Source organism: Aliihoeflea sp. (assembly GCF_052435475.1).
GTDB lineage: Bacteria > Pseudomonadota > Alphaproteobacteria > Rhizobiales > Rhizobiaceae > Aliihoeflea.
On sequence record NZ_JBQVMV010000002.1, the window covers coordinates 386721 to 401706 of the forward strand.

A 14986-nucleotide genomic window follows, 5' to 3' on the forward strand; every position below is an offset into this window, starting at 1 on the left:
TCGGCGACGAGAATGATCTCCCCACCTGCGGGGGAGATGTCCGGCAGGACAGAGGGGGGCAACGTAGAGCATCAACCGGACCGAAATCATGCTGACCGTCACCAACGCCACCCTCCACTATGGCGCCGCCCAGGCGCTGCGCGGCGTCTCGCTCACTGCGCAGCCCGCCCGCATCACCTGCGTCCTCGGCCGCAATGGCGTCGGCAAGACCAGCCTGCTGCGCGCCATCGTCGGCCACCACCGTCTCTCCACCGGCCAGATCTCTTTCGAGGGGAAGGTGCTCGACCGGAGCGCGCCGTCAGAGCGCGCCCGGTCGGGCATCGCCTTCGTACCGCAGGGCCGTGAAATCTTCCCGCTTCTGACCGTCCGCGAAAACCTCGAGACGGGCTTCGCGCCGCTGAAGCGGTCCGAGCGTCACATTCCCGATCACGTCTTCGAGCTTTTCCCGGTTTTGAAAGACATGCTGGGCCGGCGCGGCGGCGATCTGTCCGGCGGCCAGCAGCAGCAACTCGCTATCGGCCGCGCCTTGGTCCTGCGCCCCAAGCTCCTCGTGCTGGACGAGCCGACCGAGGGCATCCAGCCCTCGATCATCAAGGATATCGGTCGCGCGATCCGCTTCCTGCGGGAGTCGGCCGGCATCGCCGTGCTTCTGGTCGAGCAATATCTCGATTTCTGCCGCGAACTTGCCGACGACATCCACATCATGGATCGCGGCCGGATCGTCCATTCCGGCGAGGCGCACGATCTGGACGATCCCGACGTGCGCCGCTACCTCACCGTCTGACGAGACCAAAGCCGAAGCGCTGCAACCTTCACCCGCTCGCCGGCGTTTTTGTCGGCGAGGGCTTGCGGCTTTGCCGCCTTCGTCCTACCCAACCATTCGGTCCGAGAACCGGCCTACCCATCCGCTTCGCCCGACATCCTCAAACTCCATTCGAACACCCATGGAGGCGCCGATGACTGCCAACGACAACGAAACCGGCGGCGGCGAAGAGGTGCGGGCCGAAATCTACAATGAAGATGGCGCGATCCGGCAGGACTTCATTGCGCGCATCACCGACGCGATCGAAGGCCAGGACGCGGACACGCTGAAAAGCGAAGTCTCGGTTCTCCACCAGTCCGAAATCGGCGATCTTCTCGAAGCGCTGCCGGCCGAGGCACGCCGCAGCCTCGTCGTCCTCATGGGCGACGAGTTCGACTTTGCCGCCCTGACCGAGGTCGACGAGGCGATCCGCCTCGACATCGTCGAGCATCTGCCCAACGCGCAGATCGCGCAGGCCGTCCAAGAACTCGATTCGGACGACGCGGTCTACATTCTGGAGGATCTCGACCGCGAGGATCAGGACGAGATTCTCGAGCAGCTTCCATTCACCGAGCGGATCAGGCTGCGCCGCTCGCTCGACTATCCGGAAGAGACCGCCGGCCGGCGCATGCAGACCGAGTTCGTCGCCGTGCCGCCGTTCTGGACGGTCGGCCAGACGATCGACTATCTGCGCGAGGACAAGAATCTTCCGGATTCGTTTCCGCAGATCTTCGTCGTCGACCCCACCTTCCGGCTGATGGGCGCCGTCGACCTCGACCGCATCCTGCGCTCCCAGCGCACGGTCCGGATCGAGGACGTGATGCACGAGACGCGTCACGCGATCCCCGCGACGATGGATCAGGAAGAGGCAGCGCAGGAATTCGAGCAGTACGATCTTCTCTCCGCTGCCGTCGTCGACGAGAACGAACGCCTCGTCGGCGTCCTGACCATCGACGACGTCGTCGACGTCATCCAGGAAGAGGCCGAGGAAGATCTGTTGCGCATGGGCGGCGTCGGCGACGAGGAACTCTCCGATTCCGTGCGCACCACCTCGCGCTCGCGCGTGCCCTGGCTCCTGATCAACCTCGTCATGGCCTTCCTCGCCGCCTCGGTCATCGGCCTCTTCGACGCCACCATCCAGGAAATCGTCGCGCTCGCCATCCTGATGCCGATCGTCGCCGGCATGGGCGGCAATGCCGCCTCGCAGACCATGACCGTCACCGTGCGCGCGCTCGCGACGCGCGACCTCGACATCTACAATGCCGGCCGCATCATCCGCCGCGAAATGGGCGTCGGCCTCATCAACGGCCTTTTGTTCGCCGTGCTGGTCGGCGGCATCGCCGCATTCTGGTTTTCGAACGACATCGGCCTCGTCATCGCGACCGCGATGCTGATCAACCTCTTCACCGCCGCCGTTGCGGGCATTCTCGTGCCGCTGCTGCTCGACAAGGTCGGTGCCGATCCGGCCGTCGCCTCGGCCGTGTTCGTCACCACCATCACCGACGTCGTCGGCTTCTTCGCCTTCCTCGGGCTTGCAACGTGGTGGTTCGGGCTACTCTAGCCGTCTCGCCCAGGCCGATGCTGCCGAATGCGCGCCTTGTCGATGAGCGGGCGCAATTGACTTTTACGTAAATGCCGTGGCAATCTCGCACAGGTTTCAAGTGCTTGATCGGATGGGCGAATGCGGGAATTCTATACGATCACCGAACTCACGCGGGAGTTCGGCGTATCGACCCGCACCTTGCGGTTCTACGAGGATGAGGGGCTGGTGCTCCCGGTGCGGCGCGGCCGCACGCGCCTCTTCCGCCCCGCCGACCGCCATCTCATCAAGCAGATCATGCGCGGCAAGCGCCTCGGCTTCTCCATCAACGAGATCCGCGAAATCATCCAGATGTACCGCGAGCCGCCCGGCGAGGTTGGCCAACTGAAATTGATGATCAAGCGCATCGAGGAGAAGCGCGAGGATTTGCGCCAGAAGCGCCGCGACCTCGAAGAGACGCTGTCGGAACTCGACGGCGCCGAGGAAGCCTGCGTCGAGCGCCTCGCCGAGCTCGGCGTCAATACCTGATCAGAACCAGCGCCGAACGCGCTTCGCATAATCGCGATAGGCCTTGCCGAAACGCCGATCGAGATGCCGCTCCTCAGGGCGGATCGCGATAAGGCTGATCGCCATTCCTGCCGCGAACCCCGCCAGAATGAACCACGCATTGTGCGTGACCAGCGCGAGCCCGATGAGGATCGTCACGCCGCCCAGATAGATCGGGTTGCGGCTGATCGCAAACGGCCCGTCCGTCACCAGCCGCTGCGCCGCATGCGTCGGCGCGACGGGCGTGCCGACCTTGCGAAACCGCGTCACGGCGAGGATCGCCAGCGTCGCGCCGCCGACGACGATCAGCGCGCCAACGCCGGCGAGAAATTCCGCGAACGGCCCGCGCAGCCACGGCATCGGCACGCTCGTTCCGAGGATGATCGCGATCGCCGCAGCCGATATGATGATGACCGGCGGCCAGGGAAAGCGCATTGGCGGCTGATCGATCGTCGTCATTCGGCTTCTCCCGGCATGTCCATATCCGTCGCGATCGAGCACTGCGTTGCGATTTCTGACAGCCACGCCGTCGCGTCCTGGCTCGGTGCGCCAGTGTAAATCTCCCCCGCGCGCGCGTCGCCATCGATTTCAGCGATGACGCAACCGCAATAGGCTTCACAGAACGCCCCGTCGCGCGTGTCAACGCACTGCGCCTCGCATGCCCGCTGGAAGCCGACGCGCGGCTCCTCGGCCTGAGGCGGCACGACCAGCGAGGCGAGGAAGATCAAGCCGATGAGCACCGGCTGGTGCAGAAGATAGACGGCAAGGCTGTGCTGTCCGGCAAACTGCAGAGGCCGCGTCCAGCCGGGCAGGGGCTTGCCCGCCGCCCGTTCCGTCCAGCCGGAAGCGCGCGCGATCTTCGCCGCCGCCATGCCGAGGAGAACGGCGCCGAACCACGGAAACAGCGGCACGAAATCGTTGGAGCGCGGATTGACCGCCGCAAGCCCCGTCCAGGCGAGCGCCATGCCGTTGAACATATCGCTGCGCCACAGCGCCGGCAGCGCGATCGCGCCGACGGCGATCAGCACGAGCGCCACCGCCGGCAGCCGCAGGAACACGAGCCCGACGAGGCTCGCCAGTGCGATATGGTGAAGGATGCCGAAGAAGATGAAGGCGTCCGGCGTCGCGAAATAGGTGACGATCGTGATCGCCGCCGCCGCCCCGCCCACCTGCACCATCCGCCACCAGAATGGCCGCCAGCGCACCCCGCGCACATGCGCGAGCAACAGGCTGAACCCGACGAGGAACAGGAAGGACGAGGCGATCGACCGCGCGAAGAGCCGCCACCCGCCGACCGCCGTCATGCCCGGCGTCGCATAGCCGAAGAATTCGAGGTCCCACGCGAAATGATAGATCGCCATCGCGATCAGTGCGCCACCGCGCGAAGCGTCGATCAGTTCGATGCGGGATTTGTTTTTGGGCGGGCTGTGCACTAGTTCGGTCATTGAAGAATCTCGGTGTTACAAGTCGGTAGCATGAAATCGACTGGCACGGCCAAGCATAAGGATGGACGACGAAGTGCACAAAATCGAAGCGAACGGCGCGCGCATCCCGGCACTCGGTCTCGGCACCTGGACATTGAAAGGCGAGGACTGCGCCGATCTCGTCGCCCACGCGCTCGACATCGGCTACCGCCATCTCGACACCGCTGCCAGCTACGGCAACGAGGCGGATGTGGGCGAGGGACTGCGTCGCTCGGGCCTCGCGCGCGACGAAATCTTCGTCACCACCAAGGTCTGGTGGACCGATCTGGCGCCCGCCGATTTCCGCCGCTCGGCTGAAGAGAGCCTCGAAAGGCTGAAGCTCGACCAGGTCGACCTCCTCCTCATCCACTGGCCCAACCCGAAGGTCCCGCTCGCCGAGACGATCAAAGCGCTGAACCGAGCCCGCGCCGACGGGCTTACACGCCATATCGGCGTCTCCAATTTCCCGACCGCCCAACTCGCCGAGGCGCTTTCCTTCTCCGATGCACCGCTCGTCGCCAACCAGGTCGAGAATCACCCCTATCTCGACCAGTCGAAGGTCCACGCCGCCTGCCGCAAAGCGGGCATGGCGATGACCTCCTACTGCCCGCTGGCGCGCGGCGGCGATCTCTTCGCCGAGCCTGCCGTCACGGTCGCGGCAAAGGCGCATGGCAAGACACCGGGCCAGATCGTCCTCCGCTGGCACGTCCAGCATTACGGCGTCGTCGCCATACCGCGCACGACGCGAAAGGAGCGGCTTGCCGAGAATTTCGACATCTTCGACTTCGCACTGACCGATGCCGAGATGACTGCCATCTCCGCGCTCGGCGTCAAGAATGCCCGCATCTGCGACTTCGATTTCTCGCCGAAATGGGACGCCGCCTGAGCCGGCTCGAACCCGGTCTTTGGTCCAGACGAAATTGCGTCACGCCATGACGATTTCCTCATAACCGGACGGTCTGCGCCGCCGCATAGCTCATCCTCCATCAGGGAGGCAGCGAATGGTCGCGCAGGTCCGTCATCCGATCTGGCTTCCGGCAGCGCGCGCGCCCGGCGCGCGCACCTTCGCGATCCTGTTCACGTTGGAATCCTTCGCCCGCGCCTCCGTCGCCAGCGTCATCCCCATCCAGGCCTATGATCTCCTGCGCAGCGAGCAGGCCGTCTCGCTGACCTATACGCTTGTCGCGCTTCTGGGACTGTCGGCGACGATCCTGATGCCGCTGGCGATCCAGCGTTTTGCGCGCCGCCGCGTCTACACGGCCGGCGTTCTGCTCCTCGGCCTCGGCTCGCTCTGCCTCGTCACGGGCACGCTGGCGGGCCAGCTTGGCGGCATGCTCGCGCGCGTCATCGGCGCGTCGGCGCTGTCAATCACGCTCAACCTCTACATCATGGACCACATCCGCAAGACGCAGTTCATCCAGTCGGAATCCCTGCGCATGGCCTGGTCCACCATCGCCTGGATGTGCGGGCCGACGCTCGGCGTCACGCTTTATGCGCAGTTCGGCCTCTGGGCCGCCCATGGCGCCGTCGCGCTCTTCGCCGCCGTACTGCTCTGCTTCTTCTGGTATTTCCGCTTGTCGGACAACGTCGCCATCCGCCCCGGCAAGACGAAACCGGCCAATCCGCTCGCCAATATCGGCCGCTTCGTCGCCCAGCCGCGGCTGCGGCTCGCCTGGTTCATCGCGTTCGGCCGTTCGTGCTTCTGGACGAGCTTCTTCGTCTACGCGCCGCTCCTGATGGTCGTCACGGGGCAGGGCAGCCTTGCCGGCGGGCTGATCGTCTCGGCCGGCAATGCGCTCCTGTTCACCGCTCTCTTCTGGGGCCGGCTTGGTGCACGCTTCGGCGCTCGCCGCACCATGGCCGTGGCATTTGCCGGCATGGCGGCGGGGCTCGCCGTTGCAGCGGCCGCGGGGGAAACCTCGCCCTGGGTCGCCGGCGCCTTCCTGCTCGTCACGGCATTCTTCGGCGTCGCGCTCGACGCACTCGGCTCCGTGGTCTTCATGCGCGCCGTGCGCACGCACGAGCGCGCCCAGATGACGGCGGTCTACCGCACCTATCTCGACCTTTCGGAGCTGATGCCGCCGCTGGTCTATTCCATCGTGCTCATTTTCTTCGGGCTCGGCGGCGTCTTCTGCTCTCTTGCCATTCTGATGGCCGTCTGCGCGGTGGTGACGTGGCATTACCTGCCACGCCGGATTTGATCATCTCCCGCGGATACGCGGATCGAGTGCGTCGCGAATGCCGTCGCCGATATAGTTCACCGAAAGCACCGTCAGCGAGATCGCCAGTCCCGGCCAGACGACGCGCGACGGGTTGATCTGCATGAAATTGACGCCATCGAACAGCAGCCGCCCCCAGGTCGGATAATCCGACGGGAAGCCGAGGCCGAGGAAGCTCAGCGCGGATTCCGTGATGATCGCGGTCGCGATGCCCAGCGTCGCCGACACCATGATCGGCGAGAGCACATTGGGTAGGATGTGGCGCGTGATGATCCGCCGCTCGCGCGTGCCGATGCTCTTGGCCGCCAGCACGAACTCCTGTTCCTTCACCGACAGCACCGCACCGCGCACGATGCGCGCCGTCTGCATCCAGCTCGTTATGCCGATGACGAAGACGATCAACATGAAGATGCCCGTCTCCGGTCCGAATGAGCGTCGCAGCGTGTCGCGGAAGAGCATGATGATGACGAGCAGCAGCGGGAGCAGCGGAAGCGCGAGGAAAAGGTCCGTCAGCCGCATCAGCGGGCCTTCGAGCTTCTTGAAATAGCCTGCCAGCACACCGATCGTCGTGCCGAGCAGAAGCGACAGCATCATCGCCGTCACCCCGACAGAGAGCGACGTGCGCCCCCCGGCCAAAATCTGCGCGAAGGTGTCGCGGCCCAGATTGTCGGTCCCCATCGGATGCGACAGCGATATGCCCGCATTGCGCTCGCGCACGTTGAGCGCTGACGGGTCGACGCCGTGGATATACGGGCCGAACACCACGAGAAAGACGATCGTCAGGAACACGATCGCGCCGATCACACCGCCCTTGTGCTGGCGGAACTGCCGCCAGACATCGGCCGTCAGCGTACGCTGCTTGCGCGGTTCGGCGGCGACGGGCGAGCCCGGTGCCGGCGGAATGACCCTCTCGGGCGCCATCGAGACCTGATCAGTCATAGCGAATCCTCGGGTCCAGAATGCCGTAAAGGATGTCGGCAATCAGATTGCACAGGATGATCAGCACGGCGAAGATGAAGGTCAGCGTCTGAACGAGCGGAATGTCGGCACCCTGGATCGCGATGATCAGGAGCTGGCCGAGCCCGTTCACCCGGAAGATCTGCTCGGTGATGATCGCGCCCGAAAAGATCGTCGGAATGCCGAGCGCGATGACGGTGACGACCGGGATCAGACTGTTGCGCAGCACGTGGACGAGAAGGACGACCTTTTCCTTCATGCCCTTGGCGCGCGCCGTGCGCACATAGTCCTGGTTCAGATTGTCCAGCATCGACGCGCGCACGAAACGGCTGAGCTGCGCGGCGTTGTAGAGCGCAAGCACCATCACCGGCAGCACCATCTGGCGCACCTGTATCCAGAAGCTGTTCCAGTCCGTCACGCGATGCGTCGTGTCGTAGATCGAGGGAAACCAGCCGAGATAGACCGAGAAGACGACGATCAGCACCACGCCGGTGAAGAAGGTCGGAACCGAGAAGCCCACCATCGAGACGAAAGTGCCGATCTGGTCGAACCAGGAATACTGGCGGTAGGCGGAGATGATGCCGACCGGCAAAGCGATCAGGATACCGACGACATAGGACATGCCGACGACCCAGAGCGTCTGCGGCATACGTTGAATGATGAGGTCAACGACGGGGCTGCGCGTCGCCCAGGAACGTATGCGCAGGCGATCTTCCGAGTTGCCAATCTCGATGCCGAACATCCGCTCGATCAGGTTGAGCGGCTCGGCGATGAAGAACTGCTGCAGCCACTTCAGGTAGCGGATGTGGAACGGCTCGCCGAGGCCGAGCGACATGCGGATCTGCTCGCGCACTTCCGGCGGGATCGTCAGCGGCAGATTGCCGGTCGGATCATTGGGCGCCAGGTCGAGCAGCGCGAAGATGATGAAGCTGATGACGAACAATGTCGGCACCGCGAACATCAGGCGCCTCAGCGTGTAGTGAAACATATGACCGAACTCCGGCCGTCGCGGTCAGCCGCGCGGCTTTGCCCCATGCCCGCGAACGGGCATCCGCATGGGTCACATGCGAATGCCCAGTTCGTAAGGTTTACTCAGCGCGGGTCCAGTCGGCCGCGTTCCAGAGTTCCGAGTCCCACGAATTCATCAGGACGCCGTTCAGCGTCGTCGACTTCGCGGAAACGTCGCCACGGTGGACGAGCGGCAGATGCGCACCCTCATTGGTGAGGATGTCGTTCATCTGGATGGCGAGGGCCTGACGCTCCTCGAGCGGAGCGGTCTCGCCCATCTTCTTGACCAGCGCGTCATATTCCTCCGAGCAGAAGCGGGGAATGTTGGCGCCGAGCCAGCCGTTCTGCGGCTTCGGAGCGTCGTCGCAAAGCCACTCGGCCATGTATTTCTCCGGGTCGGTCCCGTCGAAATTGTTGGTGTACATCAGGACATCCGCATAGAACTTCTGGAACGTGTCGGGGCTGGCCGGATCGCCGCCGAAGAACACGGCCGCGTCGACGTTGCGAAGTTCGGATTCGACGCCGATCTGCTGCCACATGTCCTTGACCAGCGCCTGCGTCGCCTGACGCACGGAATTGGTCGAGGTCGAGTAGAGGATCGACAGGCGAACGCCGTCCTTTTCGCGAATGCCGTCGCCGCCCGGCATCCAGCCGGCCTCGTCGAGCAGGCGGTTGGCCTCCTCGATGTCCTGCGTCAGGCACCAGTCGACATTCGTCGACGCATAGGCTTCCGGTGCCGGCAGGATGTTGCAGGTCGGACGCCCCGTTTCGCCGTAGCCCGCTTCGACAATCAGTTCGCGGTCGAGCGAGATCGACAGAGCGCGGCGCACGGCCGGATCGGACAGGAACGGATGCGGCCCCGCCTCGACGGTCGAACGGTCGGCGCCCTTGTCCGGGCTCGGATCGGTCATGTTGAGGTTGATACGCTCGACCGACGTGCCGAAGGAGGAGATGAGCTCGCCGCGGCCGGCGGCTTCCATCTGCGCCAGGATTTCCGGCTCGACCTGCAGATTCCAGGCATAGTCGAACTCGCCGGTCTCGAGCACCGCGCGTGCCGCCGAGGCCGCGTCGCCGCCGCCCTTCAGCGTCACGGTCGCAAAGGCGGGCTTGGCCGCATCGCGGTAGTTCGGGTTGGCTTCAAGTTCGATCACGTCGTTGGCGGCAAAACGCGTCACGACGAACGGGCCAGTGCCGATCGGACCAAAATTGGCCTCGGTGCATTCGGGCGCGCGCGCGCCGACGCAGTTTTCAAACTGCGCCTTCTGGATGATCGGCGACTGCGCACCGACGAACGGGCCGTAAGGGTAGGGCTTGGCGATCGAGAAATTGACCTTGACGGTGCGCTCGTCGACGGCCTCGACGCTCTCGACGTCGGTAAAGTTCGCGACCTGCTGGCAGCCGCCATCTTCGGCCATGCAATATTCGGCGGTGAACTTGACGTCTTCCGCGGTCACCGGCGTGCCGTCGGACCACATCAGCCCTTCCGAAAGCACCCATGTGACCGACTTCAGGTCTTCGGACACGCCGCCATTGTCGACCGTCGGAATCTCGTCGACGAGGGCAGGGACCATTTCGCCCGCCTCGTTGAACTTCGCCAGCGGCTCGATGACCAGCGAGGAGCCCTCGACATCCTTCGTGCCGCCCGAAAGGAACGGGTTGAGGATCGAGACCGCCTGCCAGTAGAGAATGTTGAGATGGCCGTCGCTTCCGCGCTCTGCCTGGGCAGCGCCAGCCGTCATGGCAATGGCCGCTGCCGTTCCCGTCAGGAACGTCGTCAGTTTCTTCATTGCATTTCCCCTTGCGATATTATTGATTTTGCTCGGTTTTCGCATCCGCTTTGGCTCCCACCCGCCACGGTGCGACATGCTGAATTTCCTACGTCGCGCTCGACGCTTCTCCTCCTTCGACTCGATGACATGCAGCAAAGCGGCCCGGCTGCACCTCGCGCCAGGCCGGTTCCTCGACCCGGCAGCGGTCGAAGACCTCCGGGCAGCGTGTGCAGAAGCGGCATCCGGCCGGCGGGTTCGCCGGATCGGGGATGTCTCCGGTCAGGATGATCCGGCGCCGGTTCGCCTCGATCTTCGGATCGGGCACCGGCACGGCCGACAGCAGCGCCTTCGTGTAGGGGTGCTTCGGCGACGCGAACAATGTCTCTACATCGGCCAGTTCCACGATCTTGCCGAGATACATGACGGCGACGCGGTCGGCGATGTGCTTGACCATGGAAAGGTCGTGGCTAATGAACAGATAGGTCAGACCGAGCTTGGCCTGCAAATCCTCGAGCAGGTTTACCACCTGCGCCTGGATCGACACGTCCAGCGCCGCGATCGGCTCGTCGCAGACGATGAATTCCGGATCGAGCGCAAGCGCTCGCGCGATGCCGATGCGCTGGCGCTGCCCACCGGAAAATTCATGCGGATACCGGTTGACGTAATCGGGGTTGAGGCCGACCGCATCCAGCAGTTCGCGCACCCGTGCCTTGCGTCCCTTGGCATCCATCACGCCATGCTCGATCAGCGGTTCGGCGATGATCGAGCCGACCGTCATGCGCGGGTTGAGCGAAGCCTGCGGGTCCTGGAAGATCATCTGCATGCGCGGCCGCTGCCTTCGCAGTGCGTCACCCTCGAGCGAGGCGATGTCGGTGCCGTCGAAGATGATCCTGCCATCGCTCGCGCGGTAGAGCCGCAGCAGCGCCCGCCCGGTCGTCGACTTGCCGCAGCCGGATTCACCGACTAGCCCCAGCGTCTCGCCCTTCTTGATCTCGAATGTCAGCCCGTCGACTGCCCGTACCGCGCCGGCCTTGCGCCGCAGTATGCCCTTGTGGATCGGAAAGTGGACCTTGAGATTGTCGATCGAAACCAGCGTCTCGTCGCTCGGAACATGATGCGTCGGGCGTGCCATCGCGGTATCAAGCGACATCGCGCGGGCCTCCGGTTCCAGGGTCCCACCAGCAGGCCGCGCGGTGGTCCCCATCGACCGCGATCAGCGGCGGATTTTGCCTCAGACACTTGTCGAACACATGCTTGCAACGCGCGGAAAACGGACAGAACTCCGGCTGGCTTAGTAGGAGCGGCGGTTGGCCGGCGATGGACCGCAACTTCTCATGCGCCTCGTGCCGGCCGGGCAGGGAATCGAGCAGCGCGCGCGTATAGGGGTGCTGCGGATCGTCGAAGAGGTCATCGACATGGGCATGCTCGACGATCTGCCCGCCATACATGACGACGATCCGATCCGCGATGCCGGCGGCGACGCCAAGGTCGTGCGTGATCCAGATGATCGCCATGCCGAGTTTCTGGCGTAGCTCCTTGATCAGCTCAAGAATTTGCGCCTGCACCGTCACGTCGAGCGCCGTGGTCGGCTCGTCCGCGATCAGCACCTTCGGATCGCAGGCCAGCGCGATGGCGATGACCACGCGCTGGCGCATGCCGCCGGAGAACTGGTGCGGATAATCGTCGATGCGCTGGCGGGCAGCCGGAATGCCGACCAATTCCAGAAGCTCGATCGCCCGTTGCCGCGCCTGCTTCTTCGACAGGCCCATATGCTCGCGCAACGGCTCCATGATCTGGTAGCCGACGGTGAACACCGGGTTGAGCGATGTCATCGGGTCCTGGAAGACGAACCCGATGCGCGAGCCGCGCACTTGGCGGATCTGCGAAGCCTTGAGCTTGACGAGGTCCTGGCCCTGGAAGTTCACGCGGCCGGATGCGATCTCGGCCGGCGGCATCGGCAGGAGTTGCATCAGCGACATCATCGCCACGCTCTTGCCCGAGCCGCTTTCGCCGACCACCGCGAGCAGTTCGCCTTCGTCCAGATGGAAGCTGATGCCGTTGACGGCGTGGACCACACCGTCCTGGGTGTGGAAGTGAGTACGCAAATCGCGAACTTCGAGGACCTGGCTTATCGTATCTACTCACGAAACGGGCTGCGGCGAGCAGCGGCTGCGGGCAATCGAAAAGTCGTCTTGCCCGCATGTGAGCATCGCGGCCGGCGCATTTCAAGCCGCTATTTGAGCAATTTCGCCGGTTGCGCGAATTTTGATCAACAACGTTGATTTATCATACGGTTACCGGCTGTCTTACACGTTCCTTTCCACCGAATACGCGCAGATAGCGCTCGATTTCAGCCGGGTCGCCGGTCGCCTTTTCGGGATTGTCCGAAAGCTTGACGGCCGGCCGGCCGTTGACGGACGTCACCTTGCAGACCAGCGAGATCGCCTTCAGCGCCTCGTTGCGCTCTGGCGCGCAGTCATGGAAATCGTTGGTCAGGTTCGTGCCCCAGCCGAAGGCCATGCGCACGCGGCCGTTGAAATGCAGATACGCCCGCTCGATCGTGTCGACGTCGAGACCGTCCGAAAAGATGATCAGCCGCTCCTTCGGATCGATGCCATGCTCCTCCCACCAGCGGATGATGCGCTCGCCGCCCTCGATCGCCGGCGCGCTGTCGGGACGAAAACCGGTCCACTGGCCGACCCAGTCCGGCGCCCCGCGCAGGAAGGATTCCGTCCCGAACGCATCGGGCAGGACGATCAGCAGATTGCCGCCATAATAGCTCTGCCAGTCCTGCAGCACGCGGTAGGGCGCGGTCTTCAGTTCGGCGTCGGAATTCGCCATCGCCGCCAGCACCATCGGCAGTTCATGCGCGTTGGTGCCGAGCGCCTCGAGGTCCGTGTCCATCGCCAGAAGCACGTTCGACGTGCCGGTGAAGGAGGGGCCGATGCCTTCCTTCAACGCTTCCACGCACCAGCGCTGCCACAGATGCGAGTGCCGCCGCCGCGTGCCGAAATCGGAGATCCGAAGGTCCGGATAGGCGCGTAGCCGCTCGACCTTTCCCCACACCCGCGCCTTGGCGCGCGCATAGGTCACGTCGAGCGCGAACCGGCCCATCGATTTCAGCGCAGCGCGCGAGCGCAACTCGTTGATGATCGCGAGTGCCGGGATTTCCCACATCGTCGTGTCGTGCCAGCGGCCGTGGAAAGTCAGTTCGAACTGCCCGTCCTTGCGCGTCAGTTCGTATTCCGGCAGCCGGAAGTCGGCCAGCCAGCGCAGGAAGTCGTGCCGGAAGATCTGGCTCTTGCCGTAGAAAGTGTTGCCGCCGAGCCAGATCATCTCCTTCTTGGAAAAGCGCAGTGAGCGCGCATGGTCGAGCTGCGCGCGCAGTTCGCCCTCGTCGATCTCGTCGGCAAGGCGCACGGACTTGGTCCGGTTGATCAGCGTGAAGGTCGCATCGACATCCGGATAGACGCCCCGGATCATCTGCAGCATCAGGAGCTTGTAGAAGTCCGTGTCGAGCAGGCTGCGGATGATGGGATCGAGCTTCCAGGTGTGGTTGTAGACCCGGCGCGCGATGTCGGTTTTGATCATGATGCGTGTCTTCTTCCCTCAGCGCCTTTCGCGCTTCCGGGGAAGGCCAGCACGAAAGCTGGCCAAACTCAAGTTACCCCTTTTGGCCCAGATGGCGGTGCGCCGCATAAAGCGAGATCGCCGCCGCATTCGACACGTTGAGCGAGCGGATCGCGCCGGGCATGTCCAGCCGGGCGAGCGCGGAAACCGTCTCGCGCGTCTTCTGGCGCAGTCCCTTGCCCTCGGCGCCCAGCACCAGCGCGATGCGTTCCCCGGCGAAAGTCTCTTCCAGCACCGCCGGCCCGTCCGAATCAAGCCCGATTGTCTGGAATCCGAGTTCGGCCAGTTCTCCGAGCGCATCGGCGAGGTTTCGCACCTCGATATGGTCGACATGCTCCAGCGCGCCGGAAGCCGATTTCGCCAGCACGCCCGATTCCTGCGGGCTGTGCCGCCCGGTGGTGATCAGCGCGCCGGCCGAGAACGCGACGGCCGAACGCATGATGGCGCCGACATTGTGCGGGTCGGTCACCTGATCCAGCACCAGAAGCAGGCGCGTGTCCTTGAGGTCGCCGAGCCGCTTCGGTTTCAGCGGCATTGCTTCCAGCAGCGCGCCCTGGTGTACGGCGTCGGAGCCGACCAGCTTGTCGATCTCCCGCGGCTCGACGATCTCGGTCGGGTAGGGCAGGTCGAGCGGTTCGGCGAGTTCCAGCCGCGCCAGCGCATTGCGCGTCACCATCAGGCGGGTGATCTTGCGCCGCGGATTGTCGAGCGCCGCGCGAACGGTGTGAATGCCATAAAGCCGCACGGAGCCGTCTTCGGGCTGCGCACCGGCCTCGATCGGCGCGCGCGGCCGGAAGACCGGACCGCCGGCCTTCTCGTCGCGAAACTTGCGGCGCAGCTTTGCGTAATGGGTGTCCCGCGCCGTGCCGGCGGGAGGCGTCTTCTTCTCGCTCATGGCCCTCTATAGCGAGCGCGACGGGCCTTGGACATGGGGCGACGCAAGGTCATTGCGAATTTCTGGACAATTGGCGCGGCCGCGGTTGACAGCATTTCGCGCTGCCGCCATAAGGCCCATCGCGGATTTGGCTTGGATTTCGGTCCAGGCAGGGTCT

General features: G+C 64.4%; 14 protein-coding genes. 5 read left to right on the forward strand and 9 right to left on the reverse strand.

From position 1 onward, the window contains the following. Positions 1–88: 88 nt before the first annotated feature. The 3 genes from urtE (at position 89) to ACT6QU_RS04950 (ending at position 2870) form a co-directional block, all read left to right on the forward strand. Positions 89–784 (forward strand): urea ABC transporter ATP-binding subunit UrtE, encoded by a 696-nt coding sequence (urtE, locus tag ACT6QU_RS04940; protein WP_444562914.1) that lies wholly within the window; start codon positions 89–91, stop codon positions 782–784. A gap of 172 nt (positions 785–956) precedes the next feature. After that, positions 957–2363, forward strand: coding sequence for a magnesium transporter (gene mgtE, locus ACT6QU_RS04945; protein ID WP_029660115.1), 1407 nt, complete (start codon positions 957–959; stop codon positions 2361–2363). Positions 2364–2483: 120 nt separating this feature from the next. Continuing rightward, positions 2484–2870, forward strand: coding sequence for a MerR family transcriptional regulator (locus ACT6QU_RS04950; protein ID WP_024585707.1), 387 nt, complete (start codon positions 2484–2486; stop codon positions 2868–2870). On the opposite strand, the gene ACT6QU_RS04955 is transcribed toward ACT6QU_RS04950, so the two are convergent. Both ACT6QU_RS04955 and ACT6QU_RS04960 read right to left on the reverse strand, forming a co-directional pair. Continuing rightward, entirely contained in the window at positions 2871–3347 is a 477-nt protein-coding gene (locus ACT6QU_RS04955) for a methyltransferase family protein (protein WP_444562915.1), read from the reverse strand. Further along, positions 3344–4333, reverse strand: coding sequence for a heparan-alpha-glucosaminide N-acetyltransferase (locus ACT6QU_RS04960; protein ID WP_444562916.1), 990 nt, complete (start codon positions 4331–4333; stop codon positions 3344–3346). Before ACT6QU_RS04960 ends, ACT6QU_RS04955 begins: the two co-directional genes overlap by 4 nt. Before the next feature lie 73 nt (positions 4334–4406). Between ACT6QU_RS04960 and ACT6QU_RS04965 the strand changes: the two genes are divergently transcribed. Both ACT6QU_RS04965 and ACT6QU_RS04970 read left to right on the forward strand, forming a co-directional pair. Then, a complete protein-coding gene (locus ACT6QU_RS04965) occupies positions 4407–5237 on the forward strand; it encodes an aldo/keto reductase (protein WP_444562917.1) in 831 nt (276 codons plus the stop codon). 115 nt (positions 5238–5352) lie between these two features. Next, positions 5353–6552 (forward strand): MFS transporter, encoded by a 1200-nt coding sequence (locus tag ACT6QU_RS04970; protein ID WP_444562918.1) that lies wholly within the window; start codon positions 5353–5355, stop codon positions 6550–6552. Here ACT6QU_RS04970 and ACT6QU_RS04975 read toward each other — a convergent pair whose 3' ends face one another. The 7 genes from ACT6QU_RS04975 to ACT6QU_RS05005 form a co-directional block, all read right to left on the reverse strand. After that, positions 6553–7509 carry an ABC transporter permease gene (locus ACT6QU_RS04975; RefSeq protein WP_444562919.1) on the reverse strand — a complete coding sequence of 319 codons (957 nt, stop codon included), beginning with the start codon at positions 7507–7509 and terminating at the stop codon, positions 6553–6555. It lies immediately after the preceding gene. Next, positions 7502–8515, reverse strand: a complete 1014-nt coding sequence (locus ACT6QU_RS04980; protein WP_024585701.1) for an ABC transporter permease — start codon at positions 8513–8515, stop codon at positions 7502–7504. Before ACT6QU_RS04980 ends, ACT6QU_RS04975 begins: the two co-directional genes overlap by 8 nt. Positions 8516–8615: 100 nt before the next feature. Next, complete coding sequence (locus tag ACT6QU_RS04985) at positions 8616–10322, reverse strand: peptide ABC transporter substrate-binding protein (protein ID WP_444562920.1); 1707 nt, start codon at positions 10320–10322, stop codon at positions 8616–8618. 88 nt (positions 10323–10410) lie between these two features. After that, entirely contained in the window at positions 10411–11454 is a 1044-nt protein-coding gene (locus ACT6QU_RS04990) for an ABC transporter ATP-binding protein (protein ID WP_444562921.1), read from the reverse strand. Continuing rightward, positions 11444–12409 carry an ABC transporter ATP-binding protein gene (locus ACT6QU_RS04995; protein ID WP_444562922.1) on the reverse strand — a complete coding sequence of 322 codons (966 nt, stop codon included), beginning with the start codon at positions 12407–12409 and terminating at the stop codon, positions 11444–11446. The genes ACT6QU_RS04990 and ACT6QU_RS04995 overlap by 11 nt, the downstream gene beginning before the upstream one ends. Before the next feature lie 181 nt (positions 12410–12590). Continuing rightward, entirely contained in the window at positions 12591–13895 is a 1305-nt protein-coding gene (gene pncB, locus ACT6QU_RS05000) for a nicotinate phosphoribosyltransferase (protein ID WP_444562923.1), read from the reverse strand. A 73-nt stretch (positions 13896–13968) separates the two neighbouring features. Then, positions 13969–14829: a TrmH family RNA methyltransferase gene (locus ACT6QU_RS05005; RefSeq protein ID WP_444562924.1), complete on the reverse strand. Its 861-nt coding sequence runs from the start codon at positions 14827–14829 to the stop codon at positions 13969–13971. Between the last annotated feature and the right edge of the window lie 157 nt (positions 14830–14986).